17 protein-coding genes and 1 CRISPR repeat array are annotated in these 19,759 nt (G+C 39.6%); of the genes, 12 read left to right on the top strand and 5 right to left on the bottom strand.

Annotated features, from left to right (window positions below; genetic code table 11):
• Positions 1 to 390 precede the first annotated feature (390 nt).
• Positions 391 to 1,263, top strand: a complete 873-nt coding sequence (gene hpnK, locus V7K15_RS01790; protein ID WP_334902485.1) for a hopanoid biosynthesis-associated protein HpnK — start codon at positions 391 to 393, stop codon at positions 1,261 to 1,263.
• A 131-nt stretch (positions 1,264 to 1,394) separates the two neighbouring features.
• Positions 1,395 to 2,597, top strand: a complete 1,203-nt coding sequence (gene hpnI, locus V7K15_RS01785) for a bacteriohopanetetrol glucosamine biosynthesis glycosyltransferase HpnI (protein ID WP_334902483.1) — start codon at positions 1,395 to 1,397, stop codon at positions 2,595 to 2,597.
• A gap of 202 nt (positions 2,598 to 2,799) precedes the next feature.
• Here the strand turns inward: hpnI and V7K15_RS01780 are convergent, their stop codons facing one another.
• From V7K15_RS01780 to V7K15_RS01770, 3 genes are all read right to left on the bottom strand, one after another.
• Entirely contained in the window at positions 2,800 to 3,255 is a 456-nt protein-coding gene (locus V7K15_RS01780; protein WP_334902481.1) for a cupin domain-containing protein, read from the bottom strand.
• Between the two features lie 168 nt (positions 3,256 to 3,423).
• Positions 3,424 to 4,197 carry a cysteine hydrolase family protein gene (locus tag V7K15_RS01775; protein ID WP_334902479.1) on the bottom strand — a complete coding sequence of 258 codons (774 nt, stop codon included), beginning with the start codon at positions 4,195 to 4,197 and terminating at the stop codon, positions 3,424 to 3,426.
• Between the two features lie 182 nt (positions 4,198 to 4,379).
• On the bottom strand, positions 4,380 to 5,585 hold the full coding sequence (locus V7K15_RS01770) for a helix-turn-helix transcriptional regulator (protein WP_334902477.1): 1,206 nt from the start codon (positions 5,583 to 5,585) through the stop codon (positions 4,380 to 4,382).
• 186 nt (positions 5,586 to 5,771) lie between these two features.
• Between V7K15_RS01770 and csx18 the strand changes: the two genes are divergently transcribed.
• From csx18 to V7K15_RS01720, 10 genes are all read left to right on the top strand, one after another.
• Entirely contained in the window at positions 5,772 to 6,047 is a 276-nt protein-coding gene (csx18, locus tag V7K15_RS01765; RefSeq protein WP_334902476.1) for a CRISPR-associated protein Csx18, read from the top strand.
• A gap of 360 nt (positions 6,048 to 6,407) precedes the next feature.
• Positions 6,408 to 7,400: a CRISPR-associated endonuclease Cas1 gene (cas1, locus tag V7K15_RS01760; protein ID WP_334902474.1), complete on the top strand. Its 993-nt coding sequence runs from the start codon at positions 6,408 to 6,410 to the stop codon at positions 7,398 to 7,400.
• Positions 7,401 to 7,405: 5 nt separating this feature from the next.
• Positions 7,406 to 7,687, top strand: a complete 282-nt coding sequence (gene cas2, locus V7K15_RS01755; protein WP_334902472.1) for a CRISPR-associated endonuclease Cas2 — start codon at positions 7,406 to 7,408, stop codon at positions 7,685 to 7,687.
• 185 nt (positions 7,688 to 7,872) lie between these two features.
• A CRISPR array of direct repeats spans positions 7,873 to 8,224; the repeat unit is 36 nt; unit sequence GTCTCCACTCGCTGGAGAAACTAATTGAATGGAAAC.
• Positions 8,225 to 8,661: 437 nt separating this feature from the next.
• A complete protein-coding gene (locus V7K15_RS01750; protein WP_334902471.1) occupies positions 8,662 to 10,467 on the top strand; it encodes a type III-B CRISPR-associated protein Cas10/Cmr2 in 1,806 nt (601 codons plus the stop codon).
• A complete protein-coding gene (cas10, locus tag V7K15_RS01745; RefSeq protein WP_334902535.1) occupies positions 10,468 to 11,625 on the top strand; it encodes a type III-B CRISPR-associated protein Cas10/Cmr2 in 1,158 nt (385 codons plus the stop codon). It begins immediately after the preceding gene.
• Positions 11,625 to 12,776 (top strand): type III-B CRISPR module-associated Cmr3 family protein, encoded by a 1,152-nt coding sequence (locus tag V7K15_RS01740; protein WP_334902469.1) that lies wholly within the window; start codon positions 11,625 to 11,627, stop codon positions 12,774 to 12,776. The genes cas10 and V7K15_RS01740 overlap by 1 nt, the downstream gene beginning before the upstream one ends.
• Positions 12,769 to 13,551 (top strand): type III-B CRISPR module RAMP protein Cmr4, encoded by a 783-nt coding sequence (gene cmr4 / locus V7K15_RS01735; RefSeq protein ID WP_334902467.1) that lies wholly within the window; start codon positions 12,769 to 12,771, stop codon positions 13,549 to 13,551. Before V7K15_RS01740 ends, cmr4 begins: the two co-directional genes overlap by 8 nt.
• A 28-nt stretch (positions 13,552 to 13,579) precedes the next feature.
• Positions 13,580 to 13,981 (top strand): hypothetical protein, encoded by a 402-nt coding sequence (locus V7K15_RS01730; protein WP_334902466.1) that lies wholly within the window; start codon positions 13,580 to 13,582, stop codon positions 13,979 to 13,981.
• Positions 13,981 to 15,861: a type III-B CRISPR module RAMP protein Cmr6 gene (gene cmr6, locus V7K15_RS01725; protein WP_334902464.1), complete on the top strand. Its 1,881-nt coding sequence runs from the start codon at positions 13,981 to 13,983 to the stop codon at positions 15,859 to 15,861. The genes V7K15_RS01730 and cmr6 overlap by 1 nt, the downstream gene beginning before the upstream one ends.
• On the top strand, positions 15,858 to 17,417 hold the full coding sequence (locus V7K15_RS01720) for a hypothetical protein (protein ID WP_334902462.1): 1,560 nt from the start codon (positions 15,858 to 15,860) through the stop codon (positions 17,415 to 17,417). The genes cmr6 and V7K15_RS01720 overlap by 4 nt, the downstream gene beginning before the upstream one ends.
• Positions 17,418 to 17,426: 9 nt before the next feature.
• On the opposite strand, the gene V7K15_RS01715 is transcribed toward V7K15_RS01720, so the two are convergent.
• Positions 17,427 to 18,548: an ABC transporter permease gene (locus V7K15_RS01715; RefSeq protein WP_334902460.1), complete on the bottom strand. Its 1,122-nt coding sequence runs from the start codon at positions 18,546 to 18,548 to the stop codon at positions 17,427 to 17,429.
• A 72-nt stretch (positions 18,549 to 18,620) separates the two neighbouring features.
• Complete coding sequence (locus V7K15_RS01710; protein ID WP_334902458.1) at positions 18,621 to 19,727, bottom strand: ABC transporter permease; 1,107 nt, start codon at positions 19,725 to 19,727, stop codon at positions 18,621 to 18,623.
• Positions 19,728 to 19,759: the final 32 nt, after the last annotated feature.

Here is a 19,759-nt window from a genome sequence, read left to right as displayed (position 1 = left end):
TAAGTCTAAGAGGATATTTGAAAAGTCCTCTTATCAGTAGCAAAAAGTTCTAGATCCCCCTAAATCTCCCTTAAAAAGGGAGACTTTGATTCCGGTTCCCCCCTTTTTAAGGGGGGTTAGGGGGGATCTAAAAGTGCCTAAAGTCACAGCGAAAAACTTTTCAAACAACCTCTAAGGCCCTGACAAAAAACTCTCTCTTCCTCATTCCTCTGTGTCGCGCCAGGTGCTACAAGTCGGGGAACCCGACGCCAGTTCCTTCAACGGGGGAAACCCCCGCAATGGACTGGCTCCCCAACGCACTGGCTTCTCTGCGTCTCTGTGGTTCGATTTAATTTATTTCTTGGAAATCCCTAACTCAATAGCTCAATTATCAGAAAAAATACAAAACTTATGCAAGCAAAGCGATTCGCCATCATCAATGGTGATGACTTTGGTTACTCCGAAGGAGTTAATCAAGCAATTATCAAAGCACACAAACAAGGAGTGCTAACAAGTACCAGCCTGATGGTGAGCGCTGATGCTGCAAAAGAGGCTGTCACTTTGGCAAATGCCCACCCAAACCTAGCTGTTGGTCTACATCTTGTATTGATATGTGGGCGCTCTGTCCTACCGCCAGAGCAAATACCCCATTTAGTTGACAAACAAGGTAACTTTTCCAACAGTCCATTGTTTGCCGGATTACGCTATCAATTTGTCAGGGAAACCCGTCAAGAATTGCGGCAAGAAATTCGCGCCCAGTTGGAAAAATACCGTTCAACTGGTTTGCCTCTCTCTCATGTGGATGGACATTTGCACTTGCACATGCATCCAGTAGTCTTGCGTATTTTAGTTGACTTGGCACCAGAATTTGATATTAAAGTAATTCGTCTTCCTAGTGAGGAGTTGGGGTTAACCCTGAGAATTAATCGCAGTCATCTGCTGACAAAGCTAGTTTGGTCAGGAGTATTCGGCAGACTACGCCGCTATGGTGAGAAGATGTTAAAATCCCAAGGTATTAGTTTTACCCAAAGAGTTTATGGTTTATTGCAAACTGGTGGCATTACAGAAGAATACTTGCTTGGGTTGATACCCCAAATCCAGGCAAACTTGGTGGAGATTTACTCTCATCCAGCGACCGCTATTCATAACGATCCTTTGAATGGAGCTATCGGGGCAGGTGAAGCAGAACTTGCTGCTTTATTAAGTGAGCAGGTACGCGAAGCGCTCCTTAGTAACGGCTTTGAAATTACCAACCACCATTTACTATCCCAACGTGCCACCTAGAGAAGAAGGCAGAATTCAGAATTCAGTAATAACTTTGTCATCCCAATTTCATTTAATATACATAAAAAAGTCCTAAACTTCTTAGCAGCGAATCGAGAAAATGCTAACATTACAGCCTGCTAATCAATTCCATGTTTATATCTACTTTCTTCACAAATCTTCACCTGATTATCATTGATTTCCTGCTAATTTTGTGCATATCATCTATCTGGTTTTATTGCTATGCAATTTATGCAGCAAGAACTTTTTTTGCTGATCCCCGGCCAATTGATCTAGAGTTTCATCCACCTGTTAGTATCCTCAAACCCATTTGTGGGCTTGATAGCGATGCTTATGAAAACCTAGCCTCATTTTGTCAGCAAGACTATCCAGAATATCAAATCATCTTTGCTGTGCGAAACTTTAAAGACCCTTGCATAGAGGTTGTAGAGAAAATCATCGCCAATTTTTCAGATTTGGATATTCTGCTGATCGTAAGCGATCGCGTCATCGGTACAAACCTGAAAGTTAGCAACTTGGCCAATGCCGTAGCCAAAGCTAAATACGAAATTTTAGTCCTTGCTGATAGTGACATCCGAGTTGGAACAGACTATTTGCAAAGAGTTATCCAGCCATTGCAAGACGAAAGCGTGGGTGTAGTTACTTGTATGTATCGAACCTTAACTCAAGGATGGATATCGACATTAGAGGCTATTAGTATTACTACTGAGTTTCATGCTGGGGTTTTAGTCAGCAAAATCCAGGAAAATGGTATAAAATATGCCTTTGGTTGCACCATTGCCATGCCGAAAAAAGTACTAGAAGTTATCGGTGGATTTGAAGCGATCGCTGATTATCTGGCAGATGATTTCCAACTTGGCTATCTACCTGTCCAAGCAGGTTACAAAGTTGTGCTTTCCGATTACATAGTTGAACATCTACATAAAGGCAGTACCTTAATTGATGTCATCAAGCGCCAGATTCGTTGGGCGCTTTGTAAACGAGTTTCTCGTCCTTGGGGTTATCTAGGACTAATTTTTACCTATGGTGTCGTCACCAGCTTGCTGCTGCTAATTGCCACGAATGGTTCAATGCTAGGATGGCTAGCACTATGTATCTGTTGGGTAACAAGATTGGTAATGGCTTGGGTTGTTGGTACTATCAGTCTGAAAGATCCAATTGTCAAAAAGTTTCTGTGGCTGGTTCCTTGGTGCGACTTGTTAAGCTTTGCTATTTGGTGTTTTGCCTTTATTGGCAACACTATAGAGTGGCGGGGGCAGAAGATGAAGCTAACTAAAGATGGAAAGTTACAAGTACAAGAAGACAAAAGTTATCAATTATCAATTTTGAATTGAGCAAAATACATTAAAAGTGAACAGAGAAATCCCCATAATTAAAATTAGGGGATTTGTACCAAGGGTTTTTAACCCACGGAGGCGGTCACTGAGCTTGTCGTCGGCGCAGCCTCTCGTAGAGAAGTGTGGGTTTTGTCTGTATAGCCGCGAATTCTATTCGCTAGGGCTAGTATACTAATTCAATTCCGAATTCCGAATTATTTTAACAGGGCATCAAAGCATTTAATCTTCCTAGTACTGCCATATCTTCTGCATCTAACTCCGTCGGAATACCACTGCGAATCAATTCTGAAAAGTCTTCATTGGGAACCATAACAGTCAACGTGTACAAGCGAGTAGAACCAGTATTTTTAATCAAATGAGTGCCAGTGGGAGGCACTAATAAACTATCTCCAGTTTGGATTACGGCACTCTTGCCATCACACATAGCGATCGCTTCCCCTTTGATCACGAAAAAAACTTCCACCGCCCACTGATGGCGATTTGGGGGTGTTTGGCCACCAACATCAAAAATTTCTATGCAGCAAGTCAAGGAAGTATTAGCATTTATGGAATCGAAGATAATTGCTAATCGATTAGAGTCATTGGGACTAATGCGATATACTTGGTAATCTTTGAGAGATTTGATAACCGGAATTACACAACGAGTAGCGTACATTTATTTATCCCCTCTAAAGTTATCGATGGGTATGAAAATTCCTCAAATCCAAGTCCTGAATATTCAGTTGTTAGTTGTATATCTAACTCACAGAATCACTAATTACTAAATATTCCTAACTCCTGTAGAGAGGCGATTAATCGCGTCTCTACTCCTAACTCCTAACTTCTAACTCTTTTGCAGTGCTGTTAAAATTGCTTGCGAGTCAGTGACAAAACCGAAGCATTGTTTGACGTTATACAATGTCGCCAGCCAACAATATTCAGGAGAAGTGGTAGCGGTACAGTCTTTAACTAAAACGCAGTCATATCCTAAGAAGTTGGCATCACATAATGTAGTTAGCACACATTGATCAGCATTAACACCAGCAAAAAATAATGTTGTCCTTCCCAGATTCCGCAAAATAGTATCTAAGGGCGTATCCCAAAACCCACTCATGCGGTATTTGTCCACACGAATATCTTCGGGAATCTGTTCTAGTTCGTCTACAACTGCTGCGGCCCAACTACCTGCCATGAGTACTCTAGCACCATTGCTTGGCAGGGGATCGCCCAATCCCACACCCTCCCCTGTGGGATTATAGACGTGACGCGAACCAGCACTAATATTGAGCAAGTCGGGACGATTTCCCCAATTTACCCAAATGACTGGAACACCAGTTTCACGTAGTTCTGGAAGTAAGTTGTTCAAAGGTTCAATGGGCTGACGCGCCGGAGTTACGTCTACACCGATATGCGCTAACCAGCCATCAGGGTGACAGAAGTCGTTTTGCATATCAATGACGAGGATAGCAGTTTTTGCCAAGTCTAGGCGCAGGGTTTTAGTTTCAGTTGATAAAATAACCGGTTGTGGCGTCTTTTGAAGACGAGTGATATCTGCGATCGCATGATTCACTGTCCACGCATTTGGCGCAACTCCCAATGTCCGAAAAGGCAGATTCATAAATTGCAACACCCAACACCATTTTCTCTTTTGTAACTTGAAATTCAGTCGAGTATACAATTACTTAATCAAGGTTAAATATGGTAGATTTCACAAAAAGAACGCCCAACGGCACGTAAGCCCCTTGGCAACACCTGCGGCGAGCAAGGAACCTCACCCTCAACCCCCTTTTACGGTGACGTCTACTTAGCATCCTGAAGAGGAGTTGCATATTGAGATAGTAAAGCATGAGCAGCTTGACGATGTTTTTCTACCAAATGAGGTGGGGAAATAACTCGTGCGCTGTGCATATAGCGATAAACCCAGAGACTAAACTCATCACAAGAGCGAGGCGGCAGGGTAATTATATAATCTACGTAGCTAGGATTACCAGTAGTTTCATTTTTTAAACCAGGGATAATTTTTTGCTTGAGGTGACGTAGTTCCCCCTCTTGAATGAAAGCTGTAACTGGAGGAAAAAAACGCACTTTTACTGTTAACAATTCTAACTGTCCTTGTAGTTCTAGCTGCTGCTCTGGAGGTTGACCTAAATACAAACCCCAGCCATTTTTTAGTAGTTGATAAGCCTTGTTTAGACTATTTTTTTGTGCTTCTAGACCTCTACCTAGTCCATCATTCAAGGCTTTGCAGTAATTTTTAAAGCGGTTTAGCCGTCCAATTGCTAAATGCCCATTTTCGGAGTTTTCGTAAAGCAGATACCAAGCAATATCATGATAAATTAATTGCAAAGGAACTACCTGTAAGAGTCCAATACAACTATTGTTATATGGGTCACTAGCACGAGAAATTTCTATTGTTTGTCCTTGGCTAATGGCTGTTTCTAGCATTGGTAACTGGTGAAATAGTGTATTACGGTTCTCTCCCTGTGCAGCCATTTCTTCAGGATATGTATAAACTATGGCACGGTTGAGATGCTGTCTGACAGGGTAAAAAAACTTACCTTGTAATTCCATGTCTAATCCCCGCAGTCTTTTGTTAAGTATTTCGCAAATTCGCCTTAACTGCGGATCTCCCTGGTATTTGGCTTGGGATGCTAAGGCATTAAAAGCTACTTTTAATTCTGTCTGAGACATGGCACCAGTACCCAGATAATATCCCCAACGATACATTCGGCGTTCTAGGATGCTGTAGCGGCGCAAGGTTTGTAAGTCTTTTCGCAGAGTAGCGATCGCCGGATAATCTTCTGGTAATTTGATTCTACACTCGACAGCTAATTGCTGTAGGGATATTCGTACTTGAGTAAGTGCATCGTGTTGTTTGTCATAATTGCTGTTGATTAAATCGGGACAACCTATACCTGGATTCTTCAGCAAAGTTGCAATTAGCAACATCAGGCGTTCAAAGGATAGGCGATCTGCGTAGGGGTGAGATATAGATTTTTTGGGCATGAGGAATTAGAAAATATTAGTAGTGCGAGTAATAATCTAGCGTGAATTCCTTATATACAATAGTTATAGCTTGGTTATAGTTACAGCATCAATTATTTTCTTTTACTGGCTTCTTGGTGAGTTAGGGGATATCGTAGTTAGTAATGGTACGGAATATCAACCTTTACATAAGTCATATTTATAACTGTGTATATTTCTCGTCGCGGTGCTAAACTACGTAATATTTTGGTATCATTTTTCAATGGAAGCGTTACTTTGGTGATTTTGCTGATTGCACCTTTGGGTTTGATGGCAGTAATTATCAATACTTTATTAGTGACTTTCGCTAGTTATGTTGTTTCCAACGTGGCAGATAGGGTTATTGCTGGGCTGGAATCAGGACAGAATGCAGGGTTAACAGCTTCATCTCAGCCGATAAATCGTAATTCACGGAAATCTAATCTCCTGCGATGGTGGCGGTAACAATCTGACTTTTCATCTGGAAAAGCCTACGAAAAATCTAACCGTTTTCAAACTCGAAGATCCCCCCTAACCCCCCTTAAAAAGGGGGGAAAAGAAACTCTAAGAGCAAGCCTTTTTAAGGGGGGTTGGGGGGATCTCCAAAAACTCAGGTGCTTCAAGAAAGGTTTGAAAACACGCCTTAGAGGGGTTAGGTTTGGGAGGCTTTGATGTTACCAAAAATACTTTTCAAACATCCTCTAAGGGGGAAAATTCAAAGTCTCTCTCCTTTTAGGAGAGAGATTTAGAGAGAGGTTTACCAGACAACGCGAAAAGTTAGGGTAACAACAAATTCATAATTTATAATTTAAAATTCATAATTCTATGCGAACTCTCTACGTTTCTCAACAAAATTGTTATGTGTGTTTGCAGCAGGAAACTTTGCTTGTTAAGCAAGGAGAGACTATTTGCGGTGAGGTGCAATTACCTTTATTGGAACAAGTTCTGATTTTCGGTAAGTCGCAAGTTAGCACCCAAGCAATTCGCGCTTGTCTATGGCGAGATATTCCGATTACCTATTTATCGCGTATGGGTTTCTGCTATGGCAGAATTTTACCGATCGCTAGGGGATATCGTCAATTATCCCGCTATCAGCAGCAATTGTCACCAGTGGAAAAGTTAATCTCTGCGCGTGCGATTGTGCAGGCAAAGTTAAAAAATAGTCGCGTGTTGATGCGACGACAGCGAAAAAGACTAGAGTCTCAGATTCTAGAAAATGTGCTGCAAAGTCTTGATTATTTGGCTAACCAAGCGGCGGAGGCTGATTCAGTTGAGAGATTGATGGGGTTTGAAGGTGCTGGTGCTGCACAATATTTTTCTGCTTTTGCTGAGTGTTTGACTAATACAGATTTTGTGTTTACTGCGCGTAGCCGTCGTCCTCCTGGAAATCCTGTGAATGCAATGTTGAGTTTTGGCTATCAGGTTCTTTGGAATCATTTATTAGCATTGATTGAACTTCAAGGACTTGATCCTTATTATGCTTGTTTGCACCAAGCACATGATGGTCATGCGGCGCTAGCTTCTGATTTAATTGAAGAATTTCGCGCCCCAATTGTCGATTCTTTGGTGTTGTGGTTAGTAAATAGTAAGGTGGTGAATGCCCAAAAAGATTTTGATTACCGTGATGGAGGATGTTATTTAAATGATTCTGGACGGCGGAAGTATCTTCAAGCTTTTTTACAAAGGATGGAAGAAGAAATTCAAACTGACTCTGGAGAGAAACAACCGAAATGGGATTTGTTGACGCAGCAGGTTAAGGCGTATAAGCAGTTTGTCTATAAGCCTAGCTCACTTTATCAGCCTTATCAGATTCGTTAGTTTATATGTTTTTGTATGTGGTGGTTTATGATATTCCTTGTGATAAACGCCGCAAAAAAGTATCAGATTTATTAGAAGGCTATGGTCAACGTGTTCAATATTCGGTGTTTGAATGTCGATTGTCTGCTGATAAATATAAGGAACTGCGTCGCCGACTCCAGAAAATAGTTAAGTTGGCTGAAGATAATCTGCGGTTTTACCCTCTATCACGTCATACTTTAGAACAGGTGGAATGTTGGGGTGTGGGTCCACCTGTTACAGAATTTCCAGGTTCGCTAATTATTTAGTTTGGTTGCGAGGGCGTCTGGAAATCGCGGAAATGCTGATTATATCGTTTACCCCATCGCCGCCTTGTCTTGTAAGGGTTTCAAGGATTTTTTTCACCGATGTTTTTGATTTTGCTGTCTCAAATTCTGACCCCCTCGCAAACTGCCTCTGGACTCTTGGCTGGATAAGGGTTTAAAATCGAGGGGTCTCCACTCGCTGGAGAAACTAATTGAATGGAAACTAGCTCTGAGTGCTTTATCCCGGTAGTTTTTTTCTTGCCTTGAGTCTCCACTCGCTGGAGAAACTAATTGAATGGAAACAAGTAGACCCGATGTAATCGAATTCTGTAACTGGACAAGTGGTGTATGTCTCCACTCGCTGGAGAAACTAATTGAATGGAAACTCTACATATTGATATCTCACGGTGTATTCGGTGTTCATTTAGCGTCTCCACTCGCTGGAGAAACTAATTGAATGGAAACCATCTTCCTTCTCAATGGAGTAGAAAACTTCAGCTTCGTGTCTCCACTCGCTGGAGAAACTAATTGAATGGAAACGCTATAAAAACACTGTCTTCTATTGATGTAAAATTGACTCTCGACTCGCTGGTTGTTTGAAAAGTCGTAAAGTATACTAGAAACCCCTCTCCAAACCTCTCCCCGAAAGGTCGAGAGGCTTTGAAACCCCCATTCCCTTGTAGGGAAGGGTGGCTGGGGGGGTTAGGTTTCCGAGGCTCTCTGCCATATCTGGGAGAGGGATTTAGGGTGAGGGCGAAAACTACCGTTCTCAACTTAGATGAGGTTTAAGTAGAAATAATTCAAATTGTAAATAAATAAATATAAAAATATTTAAATAACTGCAAACTAACTTACTCCAAACCTTGCTAGGAGAGGATTAAGCTAAAAATTGTTAGCAATCATCAAGATTAATATTTATTGGACGATCGCTAATTTAGATTTATACAATAGCGGTCACTATCAAAGAAAGCAAACCTGTGTCGGAAGCATACTGGCAAGCAAAAATTTGGGGATTACTTCATGATCCTGTGCTAAAAGCGCTACACAATAATAGTGGACGTGGTGAAAATAGCTTCTGGCAACAACTAGAAGTCATGCAAAACTGGCGTGAGAATAACTGGAACCCAGAGACATCTGGACGCAAAATTCTAGAACACATCCACCAAGCTGATTATATTGCCTCAGCAAGCGATCGGGGTGCTATTGGTAGTGTAACCACAAGTGTCAATTATGCTCAAGGTAATAACCGAGAACAAGGTCTAGAAATATCTCACCTGCTATCTGGGGAAAAACGTCATTTCAAAATTAAGCAGCATTCAGAAATGCTAGCGACAAATCGCAAGGATTACTTAACTTCAAAAGAACAAAAGTTACTAGAAGCCATACCAAAAGAGTTGAGAACAAATCCCGAAAAAATTAAGGGTTTGTTTTGGTGGCTATGGCGTTGTTTACCAGCAGCTACTTGTGAAGAATTTGATGATGAATCTTTGATGTTGATGCCAGCTGAAACGCGCCTACCAGATAGTTCTATTTGGAGTCATGGTAGTATTACAGCAGCCTTGGCTGGCGCGTTAGCAGGATATGATCTGACAACCGCAGACATTGAACGCTGGCCAACCAACAAAACTTTATCTCATCCTTATTTAGCCAGCTTCACTTTTACCCCCGTCCAAGAACTCATCAAAGCCAGCCGCAAAATGCGAGACTTTTGGGCAGGTTCTTGGCTATTGCACTATCTCTCAGCTAAAGTCTGTTGGCAAGTTGCCCTAAAATACGGCCCTGATTGCTTTCTTTATCCCAGCCTCTACCAACAACCATTAATTGACCATTGGCTATTAAAAGAATTTCCTGAGTTTGAAAAATGGAGAGAAAAACCTGAAGCTAATTCACTTTTAACGGCAGGATTTCCTAACATATTGGTATTAGTGCTGCCAAAAGATAAAGTGCAAGCAGCGATGCAACTGGTCAAACAAACACTTTTAGAAGAGTGGGCGCAAATTGGTGATTTGGTTTTTGACGAATTACAAACTCAACGTCATTGGATGCCAGATTTACAAGCAAACAGCAGCACTTGGAAAGGTTGGTTACAATCTCAATGGCAATTTTATTGGACAGCTTTACCCATAGGCAAAGAGGGAAAACTTCTCAAAAATGCCGCTATTCCTAAAGAACGAGAGACAGAATTTTTAGATTGGCTAAACGCTCAAAATCAAGCTTATATAACTAACCAAAATAAAAACCTATTTCAAGATAATGAAATAAATTTTCTGCGGGAAGCATATCAACAACGTTGGGAAAAACAAAAACGAAAATTCAGTGTAAATGTTGGTTCTTGGTGGGCATCGATTTTTGACACCAATCGATATGCTTTAGCAGCAGTAAAAAATGCTCGGAATTGGGAACTACCTACAGCTTTTGGCCCGCGTTCCACCATTTCTGGTATTGGCCCAGTGGTGCATCCTGGTGAGGATTGGATAACTGAAGGTGAAACTAAAAAATATTGGCAACAACGCGTAGGTTTGTTTGATGGCAGTGAACAACTAAATGCTACAGAGACAGTCAAACGATGTTTGCATAAAATCCTCCCGACATTACTGAATATCTCAAAAGATAAAATTGCTGTTTCTTATCCAGATTTGACATCAGGAGTCGCAGGTTATTTAAAAAATGCTGATTCTGAAGAATTAAAAATATTTAATCGAACTTGTGCAGCAGTGAAAAATTGGGTGGATGACCGAGGACAAAAACTAGATGTAATTCATGAAAAATGGGGTATACCTTAGATTGATCAACATGAAAATACTCAATTTAAACAATTTCATCCGCGATTACTAAATCTAGGGTGGGTAGTTGAAGATTTAGAAATATCAGCAAACTTAATCAATGATTATCGCCAAGATATTGCGAAAATTATTCATAAATCTTATCCCAGTAATAACCCTGCTGATTGGTATGTATTAGCGGCGGGTGATGGTGACGATATGAGTAAATGGTTGCAGGGTGAAAAACTAAAAGAATATCGAGATTATATTCCTTCAAAATTAAAAGATAAGGAAGATAAATCAGTATCTTTAGAAAGCTTTCATAAGTTTTTAGAAGTCAAAAAACGCATGGGGCCATCAACACATAATGCCCTGAGTCGGGCTTTGTTAGATTTTTCTAATCAATTAGTACCTTTTTTGACAGAACAGCGTTATGCTGGACGCTTGATTTATGCAGGTGGAGATGATGTTTTAGCCTACACCAATCTTTGGGAATGGGATAACTGGTTATGGGATATTCGCCAATGTTTTCAAGGAAAGAAAGACCCTCAAGATGAATTTGACAGCAATGGCGATTATTGGACTGCTTTGGAAAGACACACAAAAGTAGCCAAAAGACCATTATTCACGATGGGGAAGAATGCAACTATTAGCTTTGGTATCGTTATTGTCCATCATTCAGTACCACTAGCGATCGCTTTAGAAAGTCTCTGGTCAGCAGAAGCCAAAGCCAAAGAACATTTTTATCTCAAGGAAGGTAAAAAAGACCAAAAAGATGCTGTACAAGTACGGGTATTATACGGTAACGGCAACACCTTAAAATCCACTGCCAAATTTGATGTTTTCCATGAGTGGCAGAAATTATTAATTACAGCCAAAGAATTAGACAGTGCCATATTTGAACAAGCCGCGAGTTTGTGGAATCAACACCCAGCACCGAGTCCTGAAGCAATTTTACCGTGGACAAAAGCATTTTGCGATCGCCGTGACCAATTCCAAGGTGATGACACAGCCAAACAAGAAGCCAAACAGCAATTTCAGCGAAATTTAGCTGATTTTCTCCAAGCCTTATTTCTGACTACCAAAGAAAAAGACTTAGACGATGAAATCCAAAACTGGTTAAAACTTGCAGCTTTTGTCAAACGCAACCGTGACATCAAACTAGGAGGTGATAATTAATGTATTGGTATAAACTCACACCATTAGATATATTAATGTTAAGAGATGCCAAACCATTTTCACCACAAGAAAGGGCTTGGGCGGGTAGTATATTTCCTCCCAATGGTCATGCGATCGCAGGGGCATTGCGGGGACTATTAGGAGAGAAGAAAGACTTTAATATTGTCGGACCCTTCCTTTGTTATGAAAACAAAGGAAATACCCTATATCTTCCCCGTCCATTAGGATTTGTGAAATCTACACCTCTTGTTCCTTTAGCATGGGAAACTGCATCTCATTTACATAATGTTGTTTTACGTGATCAGACTCAACCTTGTCCTTTAGTTAAACCTGTCAACCTACTAACAGAAGACGAGGAAGATGATTTTGTAAAAGGTGACGGTTCAGAAGCTAAATTTAGACAATATCTGCCATACTCAGTTGTCAAAACATATCTTCAAACCGGAAAGATAGAAAAAGATCATTGGCAAGTAATTTCTGGGAGTCATGAAGATCAACCTTGGACAATAGAGACGCGATCGCACAATGCCATTGAAGAAGGAACAAGACAAGTTAAAGATGCCGATGGTTATTTTGTCGAAAATGCAATTCGCCTCCATGCTGGGTGGAGTTTAGCAATTGGCATAGACGAAAATATCGATACTCCAACCAGCTTACGATTAGGAGGAGAAGGACATCGGACTATTTTGCAGCGTTGTGATGAATTAGGCGAACAGTGGGCAAGTTTGCAACAACAATCACAAGCTAACTTTGCGCGTGGAGGTAAAGCGATCGCTTACTTGGTGACACCAGGTACTTTTGAACGCAAAGATAAATCCCAAGGGACAGAAAGGGCGATTTGCCGTGCTTATCCTTGGGAATGGAAATTAGCCCATACTATTAACGGCAATCAAACACCAGGATCTTTAGTCAGTGTAGCAACAGAGAAACTAGTACCTATTAATTGCCGTTTTCGAGAAAAAGCAGAAGCGAGTAAAAGTATTCCGGCGCCGCAAGTTTTTGCTACACCTCCTGGTACTTTGTATTACCTCAATCAACCGCAACTTTTATTTCAAGATAATGAACAAACCAAGGTAAACACTTGGAGAAAACTTGGTTATTCAGAATTCTTGTGGATTAACTACAAACAAGAAGGTAATAATCATGATTAATTCTATTTACCTGTATCTTCTATCTCCCTTACACACAGGTGGTACAACTCAAGAAGGTAATTTACTAGGAATTGCGCGTGAATCTCATACTAATTTACCTTATATTCCTTCTAGTACAATTCGTGGTAAAGTTCGGTCAACTGTCACAGAGAAAGATACGCAATATCAACTATTTGGCAATGACTTAAAAGATGGTAAACAATTAGAACAAGGTGATATTTGGATTGGTGATGCTTCTATACTTTGGCTACCTGTACCTTCTTTAAGTCATAGTGTAGTTTGGATTAGTTGTCCGATGTTACTACAACGTTGGCAACGTTTACAAGGTAGTAATTTAACTATACCTCCCGAATATAGTTATAACTTTCCTCATGGTAAATCTGCTGTTTACCTCAAAGATGCAATTATCAAAGCTGATAAATTACAACCTTGGGATAAATGGGAGGAATTTGTCCCCAAATCATCAGCAACAACTTCTCTCAATCGTTTATTAGTTTTACCAGATAAACACTGTACTACATTAGTTCAAATGAGTTTATGGCGACAAGTAAAAATTAAACTTGATGAACACAAATCAGTAGACGGTGGTTTTCGTTATGAAGAAGCAATTCCTCCAGATACATTAATGTATTTACCTTGGGGAATCACATCTCAAGCTAATAGTACAGCCCAAAACTCATCTAAAGATTTTAAAGATTTATTAGCCACTAATGAAATCTTACAAATTGGTGGACAAGAAAGTTTAGGACGAGGATTTGTCCAGCAGTGGATGTAAACATTTAGTAGTAAAGAAATTAATTAAAATGACCTTCGACCCTAGAACAATTGCAACACCAATTTATGAAGCTTTAAATGAATTGCGTACCCTACCCAATCAAGATGACACTCGTTTGAAGCAACAAAAAGGACAATCAGTTGAACTTTACACTTATCTTTCTACTTGGGGAATGATGCGACTAAAAGCTGAAGAAACAGCCTTAGCTGAGAACATGAAAGGTAAAAAGCAGGTGGTAAAAAAGTTTTTTGAATGTTTACAAGAACTATCAGGAATAGCAAATTTAGCTAATGAACAAGGTTTAGTAACTTTAAAAAATCTTGATATAGATGAATATTTAGGTTTAACAGGATTGGGACTAGCTTTAGCACAAGAGTTTAGTTTTTGGGCTACTGCTATTTATTCAGATATTCAGGGAGACTCAAACTAATGGTATTTGATAAACCTAAAAAACCTCAACCACCTACAACCGCTAAATCAGATGTGGATAAACCCAAAAAAGTAATTACTGTTGGTGTTGGTGGTCATAATGGCGGTCATGGTAGCGGTCATAGTGGCGGTTCGCCTCCTATACCCTCTCCTTGGTTAAACCCAGAAAATCCACCTCAACCACATCCAGAGGCGAGTTTTGTAGAATATCTGCGTTGGATGCGATCGCCTGATGCTGAATACAAAAATGAGACAAAAGTACAAATATTGCAAATGGCCCAAGAGGGGGCAAACTACTCAAAGCGATTAGAACACCTCACCAAACGCACAGAATTAATAGCTAAAAATAGTTTTAAAGTTCAATGTCCTTGGAGAATTCGAGTCGGGGGACATCGAGGACCAGAGAGTATTTTATTACCTGCTTTTGATGCTTTAGGTATGCCTTATATTCCCTCTAGTACCTTGCGAGGTATAGCTAGAACCCAAGCTATTCGGGAAATCATCACTCAACAGCAAATAGATTGGAAACAAGCAGAAAAACAAATTGCACCTTGGTTTGGTTCATTAGACGCGAAAAATAAAAGCGATCGCTCAGGTAAAGTAATATTTTTGGATGCTTACCCTCTACCCGGACAACAGGTATTAGCTGTAGACATGGCTAATAATATTTGGCAATGGGAGAATAATTCACCAAAATATAGTCCCAATCCTAACCCATTTTTAAGCTTAGAAAAACCCATCTTTGTTATTGGCTTACGTTTAGCAAGTGGTTGTCAAGATAATCAAATATTAGAAAAAGTTAAACATTGGCTAATTACTGGATTACAAGCTGGCGTAGGTTCTCAAGTTAATACTGGTTATGGTCAATTAAATCCCGCAGGTAAAGTTACTTATCAAAGTGAATTCTTCCGTGTTGAATTTATATTAGAAGGTCAGTTAATTCATGGGCAACAGAAGTTTAGAAATATTAATCAACCTTATAGAAGACATACAAATGGAAATTTAAGATCAGATACAATCAATCATGCAGAAGTCCGACCTGTTGCTTTTAAATCTCTGCTACGTTATTGGTTTAGAACTTTTGCATTAGGAATTCTAGAACCAACACAAGTTCAAGCATGGGAAAATAAAATATTTGGAGGGATTAATCCTAATAAAGAATATGGTTGGTTAATGGTCAGAGTTTTAGAAGGAAGAATTACCAAAAAAGAACCTCAGAGTCATGATGATAAATGTGGTGAACAAAAAGGAATTTTAACATTAAATTACTCACCAGAAATCCCAAAAGATAAACAAGCTAATCTGCAAAAATTAGCTCAAAATCTTACTTGGTTAATGTTTAATTTAGGTGGTATTGGTCAAGGTGCAAGAAGACCTTGTTATTCTCGGCAAAATAGCCAATATGCTCCTTGGTGGCGTGGTTCTACTATAATACCTGACAGCATAGATTCATTTTGGAGATTACCAAAAACTCCTAAAGAATTTCAGCAATTATTTAGACAAAAACTAGAAGCTTTTTATCAAGCATTACAAGCGTTAGGTGCTAATTTCAATTATCTTCAACTAAAAAATTGTGGTACAGCCAGAAATAACCAATGGACAGAAGCTATTGATGCTAATTGTCGAATAATTATCTGTTCTGCAAAAGAAGATTTTGATAAACCCTATGCATTAGTAGTTCTGCATAGTCAAGACTTGAAATTTAATGGTAATTATGACGGTAATCTTTGCGGAAAAGTAGGTAGAGAAGTGAAACCTTCCCCTATATGGATTGCAGATTTACAAGAATACCAAGTAGTAACAGTATTTGGTGCTAAGGTAGACCCCCGCAAAAAGTATTTAGAAATATTAGATAATTCTATCCAAATCTTCCCCCTATGACAATCATATCCACTGAATCTAATCGCGTAGATACGTTAATTATCACCGTGGGTACTCGCCAAATAGGTTGGCGTTGTAAAGATGGAGTAATTCGTTCTTTTGGTGCTGATGGTATTATGAGTTCTAGCTATCCATGCCATGTTAACGAACTTTATCACGAATTAGGAATTGAACGTGGTACTCATGAAGAAAAAGAGAAAACCTCTCCCTGGAGTGCCAGAGATTTAGGTAAGCGGTATTATGAATACTGTGTGGAATGGCTTGGTGGTGACTTTAGCCAAGTTGAACTGCTTTTAGACCAGAAAATTATTGAAACTGGGATTAAGCAGGGTCTTAAGCATATTATCTTGTGGGGAACTGACCAACCAGAAGCAGTTTCTTGGTTTTTTCGTCGGCTTGATACTCTTTGGTTAGCAAAATTAATGTCAGGAAAAATTAAAAGTATTTTTTCTGATGTCAGGGTAGATATTCACGCACCACTAATTAATGCAAATGACACTAATGCTACTCGTCAAGAACTAGAAATTTTAGTATTGCAAGAAGCACGGGATTATTTTTCTCCTTCTGGCGATGAAGAATTTGTGTTATGGATACAAAATAAAGGATGTGCGCCTGCGATCGCATCCTCTGTAGAAATTTGTGCAGCTGCTTTGGTGCGTCAATGTCAAGTCTTTAACACCAGTCCCGATGAACCAGAAGAATTCTTCCCCACGCTGCAAAATGGTGCTAGAACTGCTGCTCATTCCCAAACTTTTAAACTCATCCCGATGGGAGACTATTTCTGGTCTTTAGAACGCTTGCGGGTAGTTTCTGCATGGGAAAGGGGCGATTTTTCCGAAGCACAACTTTGGTTAAAAGTACATCAAATTCGTCACAAAATTCTCTATAAATTGGCAGGAATTTTGGTAAGCTATACGAACTGGGAAATAGATAATTTTATAAAAATTATTGGTGATTGGCTAGGTTCTAATGATGTTGCTAAAGCAGTAAATAGCGAACAAATTCAAGCTTGGAAAGAACAATTAAATCAAATCAAATCCGATGACATGACCAAAGCTTGGGAGTCTACTTTGTTAATTCAACTACCGCTTTACCGCCAAAATTACACTACAGCATTTATTCAATTTGCCCATATTTTAGAACGATTGCTGTATATTCAATCCCAAGAAAAAAATTGGCTGGCTAAAGGATTTTTGACCATACCACCAGACCAAGCACATCAAATAGCCTATGAACCACGAATGGTTGATTTAATTCAAGCTTGGTGTAAATCTCGGAGTTTAAATCAAGATGATAAATGGTTTAAATTATTAGATCGCATCCGCAGAAAACGCAATCAAGTAATTCATTCAGGTAGCTCAGTAACACTGAGTCAAATTCGCTCTCTTTGGAATGATGGTAATTTATTTTCAGTAAAAATTTCAGAAGATTCAGTAGTTGTCAATGATTTGATGTTAGAACTGCTTAAACAAGTTAGCACTTCGCCAAACTTAGATAAATTATTAGTGCGATCGCTCTACAAATGGGGATTGCAGGTATTACAAGAATCAATCTGAATATATCCTTTAGCTTAACTGACTGCGAAACTTACTAATACTAATAGTTAATAACACAACAGCAAAGGCGACTAAAACCAAAACATTCATCCACAGTACATCTAAGCCAACGCCTTTGAGCAAAATACCTCGAACGATCGCAATGTAATGGCGCAGGGGATTCAGTAAGGACAGGACTTGAAAGAAAGGTGGCATGGCTTCAATCGGTGCGATCGCGCCAGAAGTTTGTACCATTGGTAAATTAATAAAGAAAGATGTCAACACTACCTGTTGTTGAGAACTACTCACAGTCGCCAACATAATACCCAGGCTAATCCCGACAAATACATACATACTTGATAGGGCAAAAAATAGCAGGAAATTACCTCTAAATGGGACATGAAATATTACTGTTGCTAATGTGATAGCTAATAAGACATCTCCCATTAATAAAAATGCTAAAGGGACTATTTTCGATAGTAATATTTGCCAGTTAGCAGCCGGGGTCATTAATAATTGTTCTAAAGTTCCCGTATCTTTTTCCCGAACAACAGTAATTGCTGATACTAATGTGCCAATTAATGTTAAAACTAAACCCATAACTCCTGGTACAAAAAACCAACTACTAGTAAGTCCGGGGTTGTAAAGAAATACAACTTGAGGTGAGATTGGGGGAGTTGCTTTACCTTGGGTTAATTGCAGATTATATTGCTGGATAATTTGATTCATATAATTTCCCGCAATCCCGGCTGTATTGGCATTTACTGCATCGATAAATACTTGAATTTCTGCGGATTTTTGTGCCAGTTGACGCGGAAAATCGGGAGGAATTATGACTCCGACATCTAGCTTTCCTTCTTCTACCTGACGACTCAATACTTTTTCACTGTTTGGTACAGATTTTAAAGTGAAAATTTGATTTGATGTCATGGCTGAAACTAACTCTCGACTGGCGCTGACGTTGGCATAGTCAATGACACCTAATCGTAAGTTATGAACGTCGGGATTGAGGATAAAGCCATACAGTAATAATTGGACTGTCGGGGGGACAACTAACAAAACAATTAATTGTTTATTGCGGAGAATTTGATTAATTTCTTTCCGCACTAGTGCCCAAAATGGATTATCAAATAGACGCTGAATAAGTTTCATAAAATTCATTTTTATCGTAGACGCGGAGCGGCTTGCCGCAGGCTAGCACAGAGACGCAGAGAACACAGAGAATTAATTTGGTAATTGCATTCGACTTAAAACTCGGCGTGATATGTTGAAAAATACTAATCCTAAAGCTGCCAGCATGATTAAATCAAACCAAACTCCGGCAAATCCTGTACCGCGCACGAAGGCATCACGAGTGATATTAATGTAATAACGCGCTGGAATTACGTTAGGTAGTACTGATAAGGGGAAAGGAATATTGTTGAGGGGATAAATAAAACCTGAGAGTAATAAGGATGTGATAAATCCTAAGAGGGAAACGCCTTGTACAGCAGCATTTTGGTTACTGCTACGGACTCCTAAAAGTAACCCAAAAAGAACGCTATCTGTCAGAAATAGTAATGTGCCAAGTAGTAATGTTATCGGGTTGCCAACTATGCCAAGATGGAAAATAATTGAGCCTAATATCATAACTATTAATGCCTCGGCGATGGCAATTAATAAGTATGCTAATCCTTTACCAAGTAATAGTTCGGTGGCACTAATACTGGAAGCATAAACTTGTAAAATTGTCCCTTTTTCTTTTTCGCGTACCATTGCGATCGCAGACAGCAATGAAGGAAAAATCCACAGTACAACGCCGTAAGTTCCTGGTACAATATACAACGATTCTAATCTCCCAGGATTAAACCATAGACGCATTCGTGCTGTAATACTATTAGTAGCAGGGATCAGTCCATGCTCTTGCATGAAAAAGTTTGTGACTCTCTGAATACTATTTTTAATTACACGCGCATTATTAACATCACTCGCATCGATTAGTACTTGCACCTTTGTACTTCTTCCTGCTTGAATATCGCGGCTAAATTCCGGCGGAATAATTACAGCCGCTTTGGCGATTCCTTTATCTATTGCATCGCGTGTAGGATTGCCACCAGACCATTGTTTAGGCACAAATTGATTAGTGGCATACAATCGTTCAATATAGCTGCTACTTAGGTTTGTGCGGTTAAAATCTTGCACAATTAAGGGAATATCTTTACTTTCTAATCTAATCGCAAAGCCAAAAATTACTAGGGCGATGAATGGCAACAAAAATGCTAACGCTAATGTCAGGCGATCGCGGCGAAATTGGGCTATTTCTTTTACACATTGAGCAAAAATTCTTTTCATACATATATATTGGGGATTAAGCAATTCAATTT

Source organism: Nostoc sp. (genome assembly GCF_036919815.1).
Taxonomy (GTDB): domain Bacteria; phylum Cyanobacteriota; class Cyanobacteriia; order Cyanobacteriales; family Nostocaceae; genus Nostoc.
The sequence above is the reverse complement of the archived record's forward strand: the minus strand, read 5'-3'. Positions and strand labels throughout refer to the sequence as shown.